Annotated in this window: 14 protein-coding genes; 2 read left to right on the top strand and 12 right to left on the bottom strand. The window is 73.5% G+C overall.

Annotation, left to right across the window (positions count from 1 at the left end):
• Nucleotides 1–87: 87 nt before the first annotated feature.
• Nucleotides 88–1,317 carry a 4-hydroxyphenylpyruvate dioxygenase gene (hppD, locus tag ABD948_RS07055; protein ID WP_345264050.1) on the bottom strand — a complete coding sequence of 410 codons (1,230 nt, stop codon included), beginning with the start codon at nucleotides 1,315–1,317 and terminating at the stop codon, nucleotides 88–90.
• Between the two features lie 83 nt (nucleotides 1,318–1,400).
• On the opposite strand from hppD, the gene ABD948_RS07050 reads away from it, so the two are divergent.
• Nucleotides 1,401–1,880, top strand: a complete 480-nt coding sequence (locus ABD948_RS07050; protein WP_345264048.1) for an Lrp/AsnC family transcriptional regulator — start codon at nucleotides 1,401–1,403, stop codon at nucleotides 1,878–1,880.
• On the opposite strand, the gene ABD948_RS07045 is transcribed toward ABD948_RS07050, so the two are convergent.
• The 6 genes from ABD948_RS07045 to ABD948_RS07020 form a co-directional block, all read right to left on the bottom strand.
• Nucleotides 1,855–3,498: a putative glycoside hydrolase gene (locus ABD948_RS07045; RefSeq protein ID WP_345264046.1), complete on the bottom strand. Its 1,644-nt coding sequence runs from the start codon at nucleotides 3,496–3,498 to the stop codon at nucleotides 1,855–1,857. The two genes, ABD948_RS07050 and ABD948_RS07045, sit on opposite strands and share 26 nt — an antisense overlap.
• A gap of 276 nt (nucleotides 3,499–3,774) precedes the next feature.
• A complete protein-coding gene (locus ABD948_RS07040) occupies nucleotides 3,775–4,452 on the bottom strand; it encodes an IclR family transcriptional regulator (RefSeq protein ID WP_345264044.1) in 678 nt (225 codons plus the stop codon).
• Nucleotides 4,453–4,481: 29 nt separating this feature from the next.
• Nucleotides 4,482–6,278 carry a DEAD/DEAH box helicase gene (locus ABD948_RS07035; RefSeq protein WP_345264042.1) on the bottom strand — a complete coding sequence of 599 codons (1,797 nt, stop codon included), beginning with the start codon at nucleotides 6,276–6,278 and terminating at the stop codon, nucleotides 4,482–4,484.
• Nucleotides 6,275–6,535, bottom strand: coding sequence for a DUF3039 domain-containing protein (locus ABD948_RS07030; protein ID WP_425576535.1), 261 nt, complete (start codon nucleotides 6,533–6,535; stop codon nucleotides 6,275–6,277). The genes ABD948_RS07035 and ABD948_RS07030 overlap by 4 nt, the downstream gene beginning before the upstream one ends.
• Before the next feature lie 38 nt (nucleotides 6,536–6,573).
• Nucleotides 6,574–7,170 carry a YqgE/AlgH family protein gene (locus tag ABD948_RS07025; RefSeq protein WP_345264040.1) on the bottom strand — a complete coding sequence of 199 codons (597 nt, stop codon included), beginning with the start codon at nucleotides 7,168–7,170 and terminating at the stop codon, nucleotides 6,574–6,576.
• Nucleotides 7,171–7,203: 33 nt separating this feature from the next.
• Nucleotides 7,204–7,740, bottom strand: a complete 537-nt coding sequence (locus tag ABD948_RS07020; protein ID WP_345264038.1) for a hypothetical protein — start codon at nucleotides 7,738–7,740, stop codon at nucleotides 7,204–7,206.
• A gap of 145 nt (nucleotides 7,741–7,885) precedes the next feature.
• Here ABD948_RS07020 and ABD948_RS07015 point away from each other — a divergent pair, with 145 nt between their 5' ends.
• Entirely contained in the window at nucleotides 7,886–8,596 is a 711-nt protein-coding gene (locus ABD948_RS07015) for a TetR/AcrR family transcriptional regulator (RefSeq protein WP_345264036.1), read from the top strand.
• A 23-nt stretch (nucleotides 8,597–8,619) separates the two neighbouring features.
• Here the strand turns inward: ABD948_RS07015 and ABD948_RS07010 are convergent, their stop codons facing one another.
• The 5 genes from ABD948_RS07010 to ABD948_RS06990 all read right to left on the bottom strand — a co-directional run bounded on the left by ABD948_RS07010 (nucleotide 8,620) and on the right by ABD948_RS06990 (nucleotide 13,510).
• Nucleotides 8,620–9,660: a DUF3048 domain-containing protein gene (locus ABD948_RS07010; RefSeq protein ID WP_345264034.1), complete on the bottom strand. Its 1,041-nt coding sequence runs from the start codon at nucleotides 9,658–9,660 to the stop codon at nucleotides 8,620–8,622.
• Between the two features lie 112 nt (nucleotides 9,661–9,772).
• Nucleotides 9,773–10,540 carry an SDR family NAD(P)-dependent oxidoreductase gene (locus tag ABD948_RS07005; RefSeq protein ID WP_345264032.1) on the bottom strand — a complete coding sequence of 256 codons (768 nt, stop codon included), beginning with the start codon at nucleotides 10,538–10,540 and terminating at the stop codon, nucleotides 9,773–9,775.
• Between the two features lie 77 nt (nucleotides 10,541–10,617).
• Entirely contained in the window at nucleotides 10,618–12,015 is a 1,398-nt protein-coding gene (locus ABD948_RS07000; RefSeq protein ID WP_345264030.1) for a M15 family metallopeptidase, read from the bottom strand.
• Nucleotides 12,016–12,025: 10 nt separating this feature from the next.
• Nucleotides 12,026–12,478: an HIT family protein gene (locus tag ABD948_RS06995; RefSeq protein WP_345264028.1), complete on the bottom strand. Its 453-nt coding sequence runs from the start codon at nucleotides 12,476–12,478 to the stop codon at nucleotides 12,026–12,028.
• Nucleotides 12,479–12,505: 27 nt separating this feature from the next.
• Nucleotides 12,506–13,510 (bottom strand): glycerophosphodiester phosphodiesterase family protein, encoded by a 1,005-nt coding sequence (locus tag ABD948_RS06990; protein ID WP_345264024.1) that lies wholly within the window; start codon nucleotides 13,508–13,510, stop codon nucleotides 12,506–12,508.
• Nucleotides 13,511–13,637 lie beyond the last annotated feature (127 nt).

Genomic DNA, 13,637 nt, shown 5'->3' with positions numbered 1-13,637 from the left:
GACCACCCTGGACGGATTGGTCCTCGTCGCAGATCGGTGCTCGCCCGCTGGAGCAGTGCTCTGCAAAGACCCCCACGGCCCCGGGGCTCAGAGGTTGCCGCGTGCCTCCTGCTCGCGCTCGATGGCCTCGAACAGCGCCTTGAAGTTGCCCTTGCCGAAGCCCAGCGAGCCGTGCCGCTCGATCAGCTCGAAGAACACCGTCGGCCGGTCGCCCAGCGGCTTGGTGAAGATCTGCAGCAGGTAGCCGTCCTCGTCGCGGTCCACCAGGATGCCCCGGCTCTTGAGCTCCTCGATGGGCACCCGCACCTCGCCGATGCGCGCGCGCAGCTCGGGGTCGTCGTAGTAGGAGTCGGGGGTGGTGAGGAACTCGACGCCGCGGGCGCGCAGGGCGTCGACGCTGCGCAGGATGTCGCTGGTGGCCAGGGCCAGGTGCTGGCAGCCGGCGCCGTCGTAGAACTCCAGGTACTCGTCGATCTGCGAGCGCTTCTGCGCGATGGCGGGCTCGTTGAGCGGGAACTTCACCCGGTGGTTGCCGCTGGCCACGACCTTGCTCATCAGGGCGGAGTACTCGGTGGCGATGTCGTCGCCGATGAACTCGGCCATGTTCGAGAAGCCCATCACCCGGTGGTAGAACTCCACCCACTCGTCCATCCGGCCCAGCTCCACGTTGCCGACGCAGTGGTCGACGGCCTCGAAGAGGCGCTCGCCGCCCCCGGGCAGCCTGGCGTGCTCGACCGTGCTGGTGCGCGCCTGGTAGCCCGGCAGGTAGGGGCCGTCGTAGCGGCTGCGGTCCACCAGCGTGTGCCGGGTCTCGCCGTAGGTGGCGATCGCCGCGGTGCGCACGGTGCCGTGCTCGTCGCTGACGTCGTGCGGCTCCACCAGCACGGTGGCGCCCACCGAGCGGGCGTGGGCGATGCAGCGGTCGACGTCGGGCACCTCCAGGGCCAGGTCGACGACGCCGTCGCCGTGGCGGCGGTGGTGGTCGAGCAGTGGGCTGCCCGGCGTCACTCCCCCGGTGACGACGAAGCGGGCGCTGCCCGAGCGCAGCACGAACGAGCGGTGCTCGCGGTGCCCGGTCTCCGGGCCCTGGTAGGCCTCCAGGCGCATGCCCATCACCAGCTGGTAGTACAGCGCGGTCTGGGTGGCGTTGCCCGCCACGAAGCAGACGGCGTCCAGCGCGGTGACCGGGAAGGGGTCGCGGCTGGCGTCGTACTCCACGAGGCCGACGAGCTCGCGCAGCTGCTCGAGGGTCAGGTCGGCGCGCATCTCGTCGACGGTCAGGGCGGCACCGGTGGAGGCGATCTCGGAGGTCGTCATGCGTCACATCGTGCCGCTGGCCGGGCATACTGTGCCATCGCACCGCGACACGCTGGACAACCTGCTCAGTCGAGAGGGCTCGGATGGACGACCTGGACCGCACTCTGCTCGCCCTGTTCACCGACGAGCCGCGCATCGGCGTGCTGGGTGCCTCGCGGCGGCTCGGTGTGGCCCGCGGCACCGTCCAGGCCCGGCTGGACCGTCTCGAGGCCACCGGCGTGATCACCGGGTGGGGCCCCGAGCTCTCGCCCGAGGCGCTCGGCTACCCGGTGACGGCGTTCCTGACCCTCGAGATCAGCCAGGACGCCGGCCACACCCCCGTGGCCGACGCCCTGGCCGGGATCCCCGAGGTGCTGGAGGTGCACACCATCACCGGCACCGGGGACCTGTGGTGCCGCGTGGTCTCGCGCAGCAACGCGGACCTGCAACGGGTGATCGACCAGGTGGTGGGGCTCCCGGGCATCCGGCGCAGCGCCACGGTCATGGCGCTGGCCACCCAGGTGCCCTACCGGGTGCTTCCCCTGGTGCGCGCGGGTGTCAGCGCCGGCCTCGCACGACCTTGAGCGGGATCTTGACGACGTCGCGCTTGCCGCCGGCCACGTAGACCAGCTTGACCGCGGCGCGACCGGGACGGGCCTTGATTCGGAACTTCACGCGGGCGACCTTCGCCCGGCCGGGGCGCAGCGAGGGCACCCGGACCTTCTTCGAGGCGACCTTGCCGCCGGTGGCGCGCAGCCAGCCGCCCGGGGTGGCCTTGCCGCCGGGGTTGGCCACCTTGACCGCCACGCGGGTCCAGCGGCCGGCGCGCACGGTCTTGGCCTTCGGCTTGCCCTTGCCCAGCGTGTCGATGGCGGGCCTGGCCGGCGCGGGGGTGCCGCCGACGACGAAGACGTTGCCGCTGAGAGCGGGGACGACGACGCTGCTCTGACCGGTGCCGCTTCCGAGCCCACTCATCGTGCGACCGAGGTCGACCCGCACCGACTCGCGCGTGGGGTTGACGACGGCGGCGCCGTTGGCGAACTCGCGGATGAAGGCGCCGTTGCCGGTCTCCTGCATGGCGCCCTGGGGCAGACCGAGGTTGTTGGGCATCGGGTACTCGCCCTGCGTCTGCGAGGCGCCCCGCTTGTCGCGGCTCTTCGTGAAGGCGAAGAAGCTCTTGCCGTTGGCGCCCATCAGGAAGGAGGCCATCGCGTAGGACTGCCACTGCTTGGCGATCGCGCGGCTTCCGGACCACACCTTGGTGGTGAAGAGGCCGATCTTGCCGGAGGCCTCCATGTCGGTGATCACCTGCACGTTCTTGCGCCACTCGGCGACGGTCGGGAACTCACCGGCCCCGTCGTGGGCGCCGCGCAGGAAGTCCTCCATCTGGGCGCTGGGCGAGCTGGCGACCAGCGGGCGCGAGGGCACGTCGGACTCCCAGTAGCGGTAGGAGTTCTCGATCATGTTGCCCACCTGCACCAGGTCGGGCGAGCGGCGACGCAGGTCGGCGGCCAGCTTGATCATGTGGTCGCGGTACTCCGCCTGCGACCAGGTGCGGTTGGTGCCGGGCTCGGCGGGCTGCCCGGTCGCCTCGCCCTTGGCGTAGATGCCGAGGGTCAGCATGTCGACCAGGCAACCGTCGAAGCCGCCGAGGTCGGCCTTCTCGCGGCAGATGCTGTCGGCCTTGGCCCGCCACTGCGCGTTGTCGGGCTGCATGAGGTAGGTGCCCCAGGCCGGCGCCTTGATCCGCGCGCCGCCGGCGGTGTGCGCGAAGGCCGCCTCGGGCAGGCCGCGCACGTCGTCGGGGTCGCCGAGGGTGGCGTTGGAGTAGGCCAGCAGCGTGAGGTCGGGGTTGACCCGGCGCATCGCGGCCGAGTGGTCCGCGAGGCCGAAGGGCACGGCTGCGACCAGGTCGAAGCGCTTGGCCAGGCGCTCGGACTCGGCGCGGGTGTACTCGTGGTCGTTGGCCATGTAGAGCGGCGCCCAGGTGAGCGCCACGTTGCCGCCGGGCAGGGCGGGCTGGCGGCCGGCGTACGCCACCGACGAGCCGTCGGCCTCGGCGGGCACGGAGACGGCCGAGGCCATGGTGACGCCGAGGCCCAGGCTCAGGGCCAGGGCGCCGAGACGTCCGGCGGATCGGCCGAGGAGGGGGCGGGAGGGACGGGGGCAGGGGTGGGCAGGGGTGCCTGACTGAACGGACATGTGGGGGGCAGTCCTTGGTGTGGGGGGTGTGGGGGGTGTCGTGCGGTGGTGCAGGTGGAGCGGTCGACGGCCTGCGGGGACAGGTCGTCCCGGCACGGGGGATGCCGGGGGTGCACCGGTGACGCGGGGGACGTCACCGTGGGGGTGTGCACGGGTGCAACAGGGGTCCAACGACCCGGGAGCCAGAAGGCGACGCCCGGGAGGGTCCGGCAAGGTTAGGTCGACCGGATGCGCGCGGTCATGCGCCGAGCGTGCGAGCCTCACCCCCCACGCGGGCTATTGACGCGGCGCACCCGGTGCGGTAATCGCGTGCGGGCGCAGGCTCTCGCTGAGTCGCCGGGCGGCCTCGACCACCCGGGCCCCCACCTCGTCGACGGCGAGGTCGCCGAGGGTCACGATGCCGACGCTGGCCTCGAGCCCCTCCAGCCCGAGCAGCGGCGCGGCCAGCCCGCGGGCTCCCGGCTGCAGCTCCCCCGCCGTCACCACGTAGGCCGCGGCGCACTCCCCGCTGCTGCGGCCCAGCAGCACCGCCTTGCCGGCGGCGCCCTGGTCGAGGGCGTGGCGCGAGCCCACCCGGTAGCTGACGTGGAAGTCGGTCCACGAGGGCTCCACCACCGCGAGGGCGAGGGCCTGACCACCGTCGGCCACGGTCAGGTGGGCGGTGCACCCCACCGCCTCGGCCAGCTCGCGGAGCACCGGCGCCGCGACGTCGCGCAGCACCGGTTGCACCGCGGAGGCCAGGGGCAGCATGCCCAGCCCGATGTGCAGGCGACCGCGCAGGTCCTTGCGCACCAGCGAGTGCTGCTCGAGCGTCGTCACCAGCCGGTAGGCCACCGTGCGGTTGACGTGGAGCCGGGCGGCGAGCTCGGTGACGGTCAGCCCGCCGCGCACCCCGGCCAGGAGCTCGAGAGCCCGCAGGCCCCGGTCGAGCGTCTGGGAGGTCTCGGCGGGCACGGTCCGACCCTAGTGCCAGGAGGTGCCCGCTAGGAGGTGCGGCGAGCCGCCCAGTCGCGCACCCGGTCGATGCGCGCCTGCAGCTGCTCGGCGGTCGCGACGGCGGCCGCCGGACCCCCGCACTCCTTGCGCAGCGCTGCGTGCGTGATGCCGTGCGCCTGACCGGTCCGGTGGTGCCAGGCCCCCACCAGCCCGTTGAGCTCGCGGCGCAGCAGCGAGAGCTGCTCGTGGGTGGCCACCGCGCGCGTGGTCTCGTCGGGCTCGGCCGCATCCGCTGCCGCCGGCTGCGCGCGGCGGGTCTTGGCCCGCTGGCTCTGGCGGTGGGCCAGCAGCTCGCGCATCTGGTCGGGCTCCAGCAGGCCCGGGATACCCAGGAAGTCCATCTCCTCCTCCGACCCGGCGGCCACCTCGCCCTCGTGCCCGAAGGAGGCACCGTCGTACAGCACGTGGTCGAAGCGCGCCTCGGAGCCGAGCGCCTCGAACGGCAGCGCCTCGTCCGGCGTCGACTCGGTGGCCTCCGCCCGTGCCATCAGCTCCTTCTCGGCGGCGAACAGGTCGGTCTCGTCGGTGACCTTGCGGCCCAGCACGTGGTCGCGCTGGCGCTCCAGCTCGCCGGCGTACCCCAGCAGCCGCGGCACCGAGGGCACGAAGATCGAGGCGCTCTCGCCCCGGGCGCGCGCCCGCACGAAGCGACCGATGGCCTGGGCGAAGAACAGCGGCGTCGAGGTGGTCGTGGCGTACACGCCGACGGTCAGCCGCGGCACGTCGACACCCTCGGAGACCATCCGCACCGCCACCATCCAGCGCTGGTCGCCCGCGCTGAAGTCGGCGATCCGCCGCGAGGAGGCCTTCTCGTCCGAGAGCACCAGCGTGGGCTTCTCACCCGTGATCGAGGCCAGGATCGAGGCGTAGGCGCGCGCGGAGTCCTGGTCGGTGGCGATCACCAGCCCGCCGGCGTCGGGCACGTGACGGCGCACCTCGGCCAGGCGGGTGTCGGCGGCCTCGAGCACCGTGGGCACCCAGGACCCCTTCGGGTCCAGGGCGGTGCGCAGGGCCTGGTTGGTGAGGTCCTGGGTGAGCGGCTCGCCCAGCGTGGCGGCCACCTCGTCACCGGCGCGCGTGCGCCACTGCATCTGCCCGGAGTAGGCCAGGAACATCACCGGTCGCACCACGTGGTCGCGCAGCGCCTCGGCGTAGCCGTAGGTGAAGTCGGCGACCGAGCGCGGCACGCCGTCCTCCCCGGGTGCGTAGGTCACGAACGGGATCGGGTTGACGTCGGACCGGAAGGGCGTGCCGGTGAGGGCGAGGCGTCGCGCGGCGGGCTGGAACGCCTCGTGCACGCCCTCGCCCCACGAGAGCGCGTCGCCCGCGTGGTGCACCTCGTCGAGGATCACCAGGGTCTTGAAGCGCTCGGTGCGGATGCGCATCGCCAGCGGGTTGACCGCCACGCCGGCGTAGGTGACGGCGACGCCGAGGTAGTCGCTGGAGACCTTGCCCTTGCCCGCGGAGTAGGTGGGGTCGACCGGGATGCCCGCGCGGGCCGAGGCCTCGGCCCACTGGGTCTTGAGGTGCTCGGTCGGCGCGACGATGACCAGGCGGTCGACCACCCGGCGACCGATCAGCTCGGCGGCCACCGAGAGCGCGAACGTCGTCTTGCCCGCGCCGGGGGTGGCGACGGCCAGGAAGTCGCGCGGCTGCCGCTCGAGGTAGTCGCGCATCGCCGCGGACTGCCAGGCGCGCAGCGAGGGGGCCGTGCCCCAGGCCGCGCGCTCGGGCCAGGCCGGGGTGAGCGCGGGAGTGAGGGCGGCGTCGTCGCCCCGGGTCACTCCTTGTCGTCCTGGAGGTTCTCCCAGACGTCCTTGCACTCGGGGCAGACGGGGAACTTCTCGGGCGCGCGGCTGGGCACCCAGACCTTGCCGCACAGCGCCACGACGGGCGTACCCATCACCATCGCCTCGGTGAGCTTCTCCTTCTCGACGTAGTGCGAGAACCGCTCGTGGTCGCCCTCGTCGGTGGGGACGGTGCGCTCGTCCTCCCGCACGTCGGTGTCGACGGCGGTGGACCCGAAGCCGAAGGAACTCACGGTCCTCACCCTACCTCTCCGCGGGGGGTCTCCCGCACTCAGTTGAGCTCGGGGTCCAGTGGCCGGGTGGAGTGCTGGGCGAGGTCGCCGGGCTGGCGGGCCAGCACCCGGCGCGGCAGGTCGACGAGGTGGTCCTCGTCGGCGAGGAAGACGTCCTCGGCCAGCGCGGGCACGACGTACCAGGAGCCCTCGGTGACCTCGCGCTGCAGCTGGCCGCGCCCCCACCCGGCGTAGCCGGCGAAGACGCGCAGCCGGCCGATGGCGCCCGCGACGAGCTCCACGGGCGTGTCGAGGTCGAGCAGCCCCAGCCGCCCGACCACCTCGCGGAAGCCCGGCTGGGCGGACTCCTCACCCGCGCTCCAGGGGCCGCGCAGGAGCGTGACGGCGAGCGCGCCCTGCTGCTCCACCGGCCCGCCCTCGAAGAGCACGGCCGGCTCGGAGACCACCTCGCGCCAGGCCTCGAGCACGTGGCCGACCGGGAGGGTGCCCGGGCGGTTGAGCACGACGCCGAGGGCGCCGTCGGCGTTGACGTCGAGCAGCAGCACCACGGTGCCGGAGAAGTTGCCGTCCAGCAGGGTGGGTGCGGCCACCAGCAGCATGCCGGCGGCGAGGTCGTCCGGGTCGGCTCCCGTCATGGGGCCATCATGCCCCCTGCCGTCGGACGCGCGTCAGGCCGCGACGACGGCCTTCAGCCGCTGCAGCAGCGACGGCGAGCGACGCTCGGACGAGAGCGTGACCACGCCCTGCGCGGCCAGCAGCGCGGCGCGGGCGCGCTCCTCCAGCGCGGCACCCACGGGGGCGGCGCTGGTGTCCCCGACGCTGGAGCGACCGGCCATGGTGGCCAGCATCATGTGCTCCTTCTGGGTGGCGCGGGCCATCGCGCTGGCCATCGCGTCGTCCAGCGGCTCGGCCCGGTAGTGGTCGAGCAGCGCCCGCACCCCGGGCATCTCCAGCGCGATCTCGCGCCAGGCCTGCTCGACGGCGCCCCCGAGGTCCTCGGGCTGGGCGGCCATGACGTTCTCGATCCGGCCGGCGAGCCGGGTGTGCCACTTCAGCTGCAGAGTGGCCAGCAGCGAGAGCTCGTCGCCGAAGGTCTCGGCGACGCCCTCGACGTCCATGGGCAGACGGCCGTCACGGCGCCGGTCGGCGGTGGTGATGACGGCGCGCAGGACGTCGGCGCGACGGTGGAAGGTGGTCCAGGTCATGGTCACTCCTCGTGGGGGAATCCTGCATACCGAAGGTACGTACCCAAGGTATGGGGCCGACCCGGAGTATTCAAAGGTCAACCACCGTGACTCCGCCCACGTGACGGCCGCCACCCAGCGCCGCCGGGGTGTCTATGCTCGGGGGATGCCCAAGTCCTCGGTGAGCAAGCTGGTGCCCAAGGTCCCGAAGGTCCCCAGCGTCACCGGTACCTCGCGGCGCGCGGCCTATTCGGCCTCCACCAAGCGCGCGCTGGTCGACGTCGCCGAGGAGCTGTTCACCGAGCAGGGCTACGCCAACACCTCGCTGGACAGCATCGTGGCGGGCGCCCGGGTCACCAAGGGCGCCCTCTACCACCACTTCGCCGGCAAGCAGGCGCTCTTCGAGGCCGTCTTCGAGCGGGTCGAGAACGACTCGGCGCGCACCATCCAGAAGGCCATCAAGGGCAAGGGCGACGCCTGGCAGAAGGCGCTCTCCGGGCTCGAGGCGTTCCTCGCCATCGTGCAGGAGCCGCGCTACCGGCGCATCGTCACCCAGGAGGGCCCCTCGGTGCTGGGGTACGAGCGCTTCCGCGAGCAGGAGGAGCGCTCCACCTACGCCAACGTCGTCGAGATCGTGCGCGCCGTGCTCTCCGCCGGCACCTGGGAGCTGGAGGAGGAGATGCTGCAGACCTTCGCGCGGATCTTCTTCGGCACGCTCTCGGCCGCCGGCGACGTCGTGGCCTCCTCGGAGGAGCCCGAGATCGCCGCCCTGCGCGTGCGGACCGCCGTCGGCTTCATGCTCTCGGGCATCCAGTCGCTGGTCGACGCCGGCGTCGAGCTGCCCGAGGTGCTCACCGAGAGCATCGACGCCGACTGACCCCCGGGCCGACCGGCCCTCGGTCAGGGCTGGAAGGTCACCTCGCCGCCGTCCTGCGGCACCAGCTCGATCCACACCTTGCCGGCCGGCACGGTCAGGGGGCCGGCCTGGGTGCTGAGGTCCAGCGGCGCCTCGAGGCCCTTCTTGCTCCACGTGCCGCGGACGAGTCGGCCGTCGTGGAAGACCATCGCCTCGCCCTTGCCGGTGAACTGCGTCTCCGGCACGGGGTTGCCCGCCGGGTCGCGGTAGCCGGCGTCGCCCACCGGCACGCGCAGCACCAGCACGGTCTCGGGCACGAACTCGTCGCCCTCGGCCGCGAAGGAGCCCACGTTGCGGTAGCCGGTCCCCTCGTGGGTCCAGCTGGTGGTGTGACCGCCGGAGAACGTGGCCGCCAGGGAGCCCGCCGGCTGGCCGGCCGGGAGGTCCGCAGGCTTTCCCCACGGCAGGTAGTCCGCCGGGCGGGCGGCCTTGGCGTGGGAGGCCTCGTGACCCACCTCGGCGAGGTCGACGAAGAGGTTGTACGGGGCCGACCGCGCGCCCTCGCGGTAGAAGCCGGGCGCCCCCTCGGCGAAGAAGTCGATACCGGCGCGTTGCACCCGCGAGATCGTGACGCCGGCCGCGCCGCTGGTGACCATGTCGCCGCCCACCGGCGCCACGATGCCGATGTCGCTGGCGCGCATCGAGCGCACCGGCCCGGCGTCCTGCGGGACCTTCGAGTAGTAGAAGGCCGCGAGCCGGGTCATCCCGCCCTCCACGAGCTCCTCGACCACGAGGTCGGCCGAGCCGAGCCCCACCTGGGGCGCGCTGGCGGGGGTGTTGTCCATCTTGAGCACCAGCACGGGGTGCTTCTGGCTCGAGGAGCCGCGGGCGACCTCGAGCCCGGTCAGCGGCCAGGTGTCGGGGTCGGCCGGCGCGCCGTTGGGCTGCTCGGCGATCGGCACGGCGCTCGCAGCACGGGTCTGCTCGTCGTCGGCTCCGCCGCAGGCGGCCAGGCCGAGGCAGAGCGCCAGGGCCGTGGCCGCGCCGAGGTAGCGGCTGGTCGGGCGGGTGGGGGTGGTTGCCATGGGGAAGCCTCCGAAACTGCACTCACTCGGTGGGTTTTCGAGTGTGCCGCGTGTCGCAGCCCGATCCGGGCTGCGACACGCGCGGAAGAGCTCGCGGGCTCGGACCGGCAGGTCAGCCGAGCTTGGCGCCGCCGTCGACGTAGAGCGTCTGGCCGGTGATGTAGGAGGCCTCGTCGCTGCACAGGAACGCCGCGGCGGCGGCGATGTCCTCGGGGAAGCCGACGCGACGCACCGGGTTGGCCTCGGCGTTCATCTCGCGGAACTTGTCGACCTCGATGCCCAGACGGGCGGCGGTGGCGTCGGTCATCTCGGTGGCGATGAAGCCGGGCGCGATCGCGTTGGCGTTGATGCCGAAGGGGCCGAGCTCGATGCCCAGGGTGCGGGTGAAGCCCTGCACGCCCATCTTGGCGGCCGAGTAGTTGGCCTGACCACGGTTGCCCAGCGCGGAGACGCTGGAGAGGTTGAGGATCTTGCCGTACTTCTGCTCCACGAAGTGCTTCTGGGCGGCCTTGGTCATCAGGAACGCGCCCTTGAGGTGCACGCCCATCACCAGGTCCCAGTCGTCCTCGGTCATCTTGAACAGCAGGTTGTCGCGGGTGATGCCGGCGTTGTTGACCAGCACGTGGATCCCGCCGAGCTCGCTCACGACACGGTCGATCGCGGCCTGGGCCGAGGCGCCGTCGCTGACGTCGGCGCCGATGCCGACGGCCCGGGCGCCCTCGGTCAGGGGCAGCCGGCCGGCCGCCTCGCTGGCCGCGGCCTCGTCGAGGTCGACGACGGCGACGCTGGCGCCCTCCTCGGCGAAGCGGGTGGCGGTGCCGAAGCCGATGCCTCGTGCGGCTCCGGTGATGACGACGACTCGTCCGTCGTAGCGGCCCATGGGTGGGTTCCTCCTGCGGTCTGGGCGGAAGTAGGTCGGTCCTCGTGGACCGCCGCCACAGTAGCGAGGGCGCCGTTTCAGTCGCAGTGGACCCTGAGACAGCCGCGGTAGCGCACGACCCGTCCGGCCTGCCGGACGTCGAAGTGGTGGTTGTCGCCGGTGCCGTAGGTCCAGGCCAGCCCGTGGGTGCGCATCAGCCGCACGACGCGGTGGCTGCCGGAGCGCCACGCCACCAGCGGGTGCGAGCGCGGCTGCCACCAGGAGTTGGGCACCAGGCCGGTCGCGGAGCGGTAGGGGTTCTCCCACGGGTTGACGTCGAGCGAGCGGCCGTAGGAGTGGGGCGAGCGGACGCCGGGGCGGTTGACCACCCAGCGGCAGTTGAACGCCGAGGTGTTGCCCGCCGCCATCGAGGCGTGGTCGTCGCCGCCGTTCACGCGTCGCGAGAACCCGAACCGGTCGACGCGGTACATCGCGCGGATGGGCAGCCGCTGCCGGTGCATCGCGGCGAGCGCCGCGCCCATCGCCCCGGCCGCCGACGTCGCGCCCACGACCTCGCCGCGGTACCGGTAGCCGTCGTAGCCCCAGTAGTTGACGCGGATCAGCCGCAGACCCGCCCTTCCCACCGGGCAGCCGACCCGCCAGCTGCGCCCCACCATGCTGCGCCACACGCCGTCGGGGATGGGGGTGATCCGCAGGTTCGGCCCCTCCCCCGTGGCCCGGGCCTGCGGGGGCAGCGTGATCCGCGGTCGCGGCGCGGCAGCGGGCAGACGGACCACCCGACCCGGGGGCACGTTGTCGACGGCCAGCACCCGGCTGCGCGCCCCGGCCAGCCACGGCAGCTGCGGGGTGCGCACCCGGTAGCGGGTGTCGACGCGCGGCCGGACGGCGATGACGCCGCGGCCACGCGCGTCGGTGCGCACCTCGCCGGCCTCGCGCCAGGCGCCACCGCCGGTGCGTCCCTGCAGGACGGCAGTGCCCGCGACCGGGGCGCCGTCAGCCGTCCACCGCACGCGCAGGGTGGCGGTGCGCTCGTCGACGAGTCGCTGCGGGCCGCTCAGGGTGACGGCGGCGCGCCGGCGCACCAGCGGCACGCTCACCTCGCTTCGGGCGGCGCCGCGCTCGGCGTCGCCCGGCCAGCGCAGGCGCAGTCGGTTCTCCTCCGGGTCCCGCAGTGCCAGCACCCTCAGCAGGTAGGGACCCTCGCCGGTGGTCGTCACGGTGGCCAGCGGCACCCAGGTGCCGCCCCGTCGCCGCTCGACCTGCACCTGCGCCCCGACCACCTCGGAGCCGGCGGCGTCGCGCAGGGTCCAGGTCAGCGTGGCGGTCTCGCCCTCGCGCGCCGAGGTGACGCTCGCGGTGAACGACGTCGGCGCGGGCGCCGCGGTCGCGGACGCGCTCAGCAGGCCGACGCCGAGGAGGGCTGCGAGCAGAGCGGGGAGGAGAGCGGTCAGCAGGGTGCGGGGGGCCCGGGTCACCGGCGCAGCCTCACCCGGCCGCGTCGTCCTCCGCGGGAGGCGCGCCCGGGGCCGGCAGCACCGCGCGCAGCCGGGCGGCGTGCTCGGCCGCCTCGCCGTCGTCGTAGCGGGTGCGCGGCCAGAAGAAGCCGCGCAACCCGTCGCCCTTGGTGCGCGGGACGACGTGCAGGTGCAGGTGCGGCACCGACTGGCTGACGGTGTTGTTCATCGCCACGAAGCTGCCCTGGGCACCCAGCCCCTCCACCACCGCCGTCGCCAGGCGCTGGGCGGCCTCCAGGAACGGGTCGCGCAGCCGGGGCGGCAGCTCGGGGAGGGTCACCACGTGCTGACGCGGCACCAGCAGCACGTGACCGCGGAAGACGGGGCGGGTGTCGAGGAAGCCCAGCAGGTCGGGCTCGTCGAGCACCACCTCGGCGGCGGACTCCCCCGCCACGATCGAGCAGAAGACGCAGGGTCGGGCCATGCCTCGACCGTAGTCCTCGGTCCGGGGTCAGACCGTGTGGCAGGCCTCGGCGACGAGGTCGGGGTGGTCGGCGAAGATCGCGTCGACGCCGGCCGCCACCAGGTCGCGGGTCTCCCCCGCCGGGTCGCCGGCGGCGTGCGGGTCGCTGCCGCGGCGGTGCCGCTCGGGCAGGAACTGGTTCTCCAGGCGCACGGTCCAGGCGGCCACGTTGAGTCCGGCCCGGTGGGCCTCGGCGCACACCTCGGCGGTGACCAGTCGCTTGTGCGGCCCGATCCAGCGCGCATAGGTGCTCACAGCGCGCAGGCCGCTCGGCGTGAGCCGCTCGGTCTGGTGCAGGTCGACCAGCTGCAGCAGCGCCACCGGCGTCATCCGGCCCAGCAGACGCAGGTTGTCGGTCTCGAAGGACTGCACCAGCACGGGCGCCTCGCGGTGGCTCAGCCCGAAGCGCTCCAGCGAGCGCACCAGGGCCTGCTCGGGAGCCAGCCCCAGGGAGGTGAAGTAGGCGGGGTGCTTGGTCTCCGGGGCGACGCCGATGGTGCGGCCCTGGCGCCACGACTCGTCGGCGGCGACCTGCAGCACGTCGTCGAAGGTGGGCACCTGGTAGCGGCCGTCGTGGCTGACGTTGCCGGGCCGCACCAGCGGGAGCCGCTCCACGGCGCGCAGGGTGCTGAGCTCGGCGTAGGTGAAGTCCTCGGTGAACCAGCCGGTCACCGGGTGGCCGTCGATCTCCTTGGTGGTGCGGCGGTCGGCGAACTCCGGGCGCACGGCGACGTCGGTGGTGCCGACCAGGTTGTTCTCGTGCCGGGCGACCAGGACGCCGTCGCGGGTGGGCACCAGGTCGGGCTCGAGGTAGTCGGCGCCGAGCTGCGCGGCCAGCCGGTAGGACTCCAGCGTGTGCTCGGGGCGGTAGCCGGAGGCGCCGCGGTGGGCGATCACCAGGGGGCGGCTGGGGCGGTGGCGGGGGCGTCGCCGGGCACGGTCCGCGAGGGCGTCGCTGCGCTCGCGGAGCGGGGTGCCGAGATGGGGGGCCATGCGACGACGGTCCGCCCGTTCGGTGGAGCCGCGGCGCCGCCGACGTGAACAGCGTCCGAACTGCCCCGGAACTCGCCCCGGACGTGCCGCGACCCGGCCCCCATGGGGAGGGCCGGGTCGTTGATGA

The organism is Nocardioides nanhaiensis (assembly GCF_039542785.1).
In the GTDB taxonomy this organism is placed as follows: Bacteria; Actinomycetota; Actinomycetes; order Propionibacteriales; family Nocardioidaceae; genus Nocardioides; species Nocardioides nanhaiensis.
The sequence above is the reverse complement of the archived record's forward strand: the minus strand, read 5'-3'. Positions and strand labels throughout refer to the sequence as shown.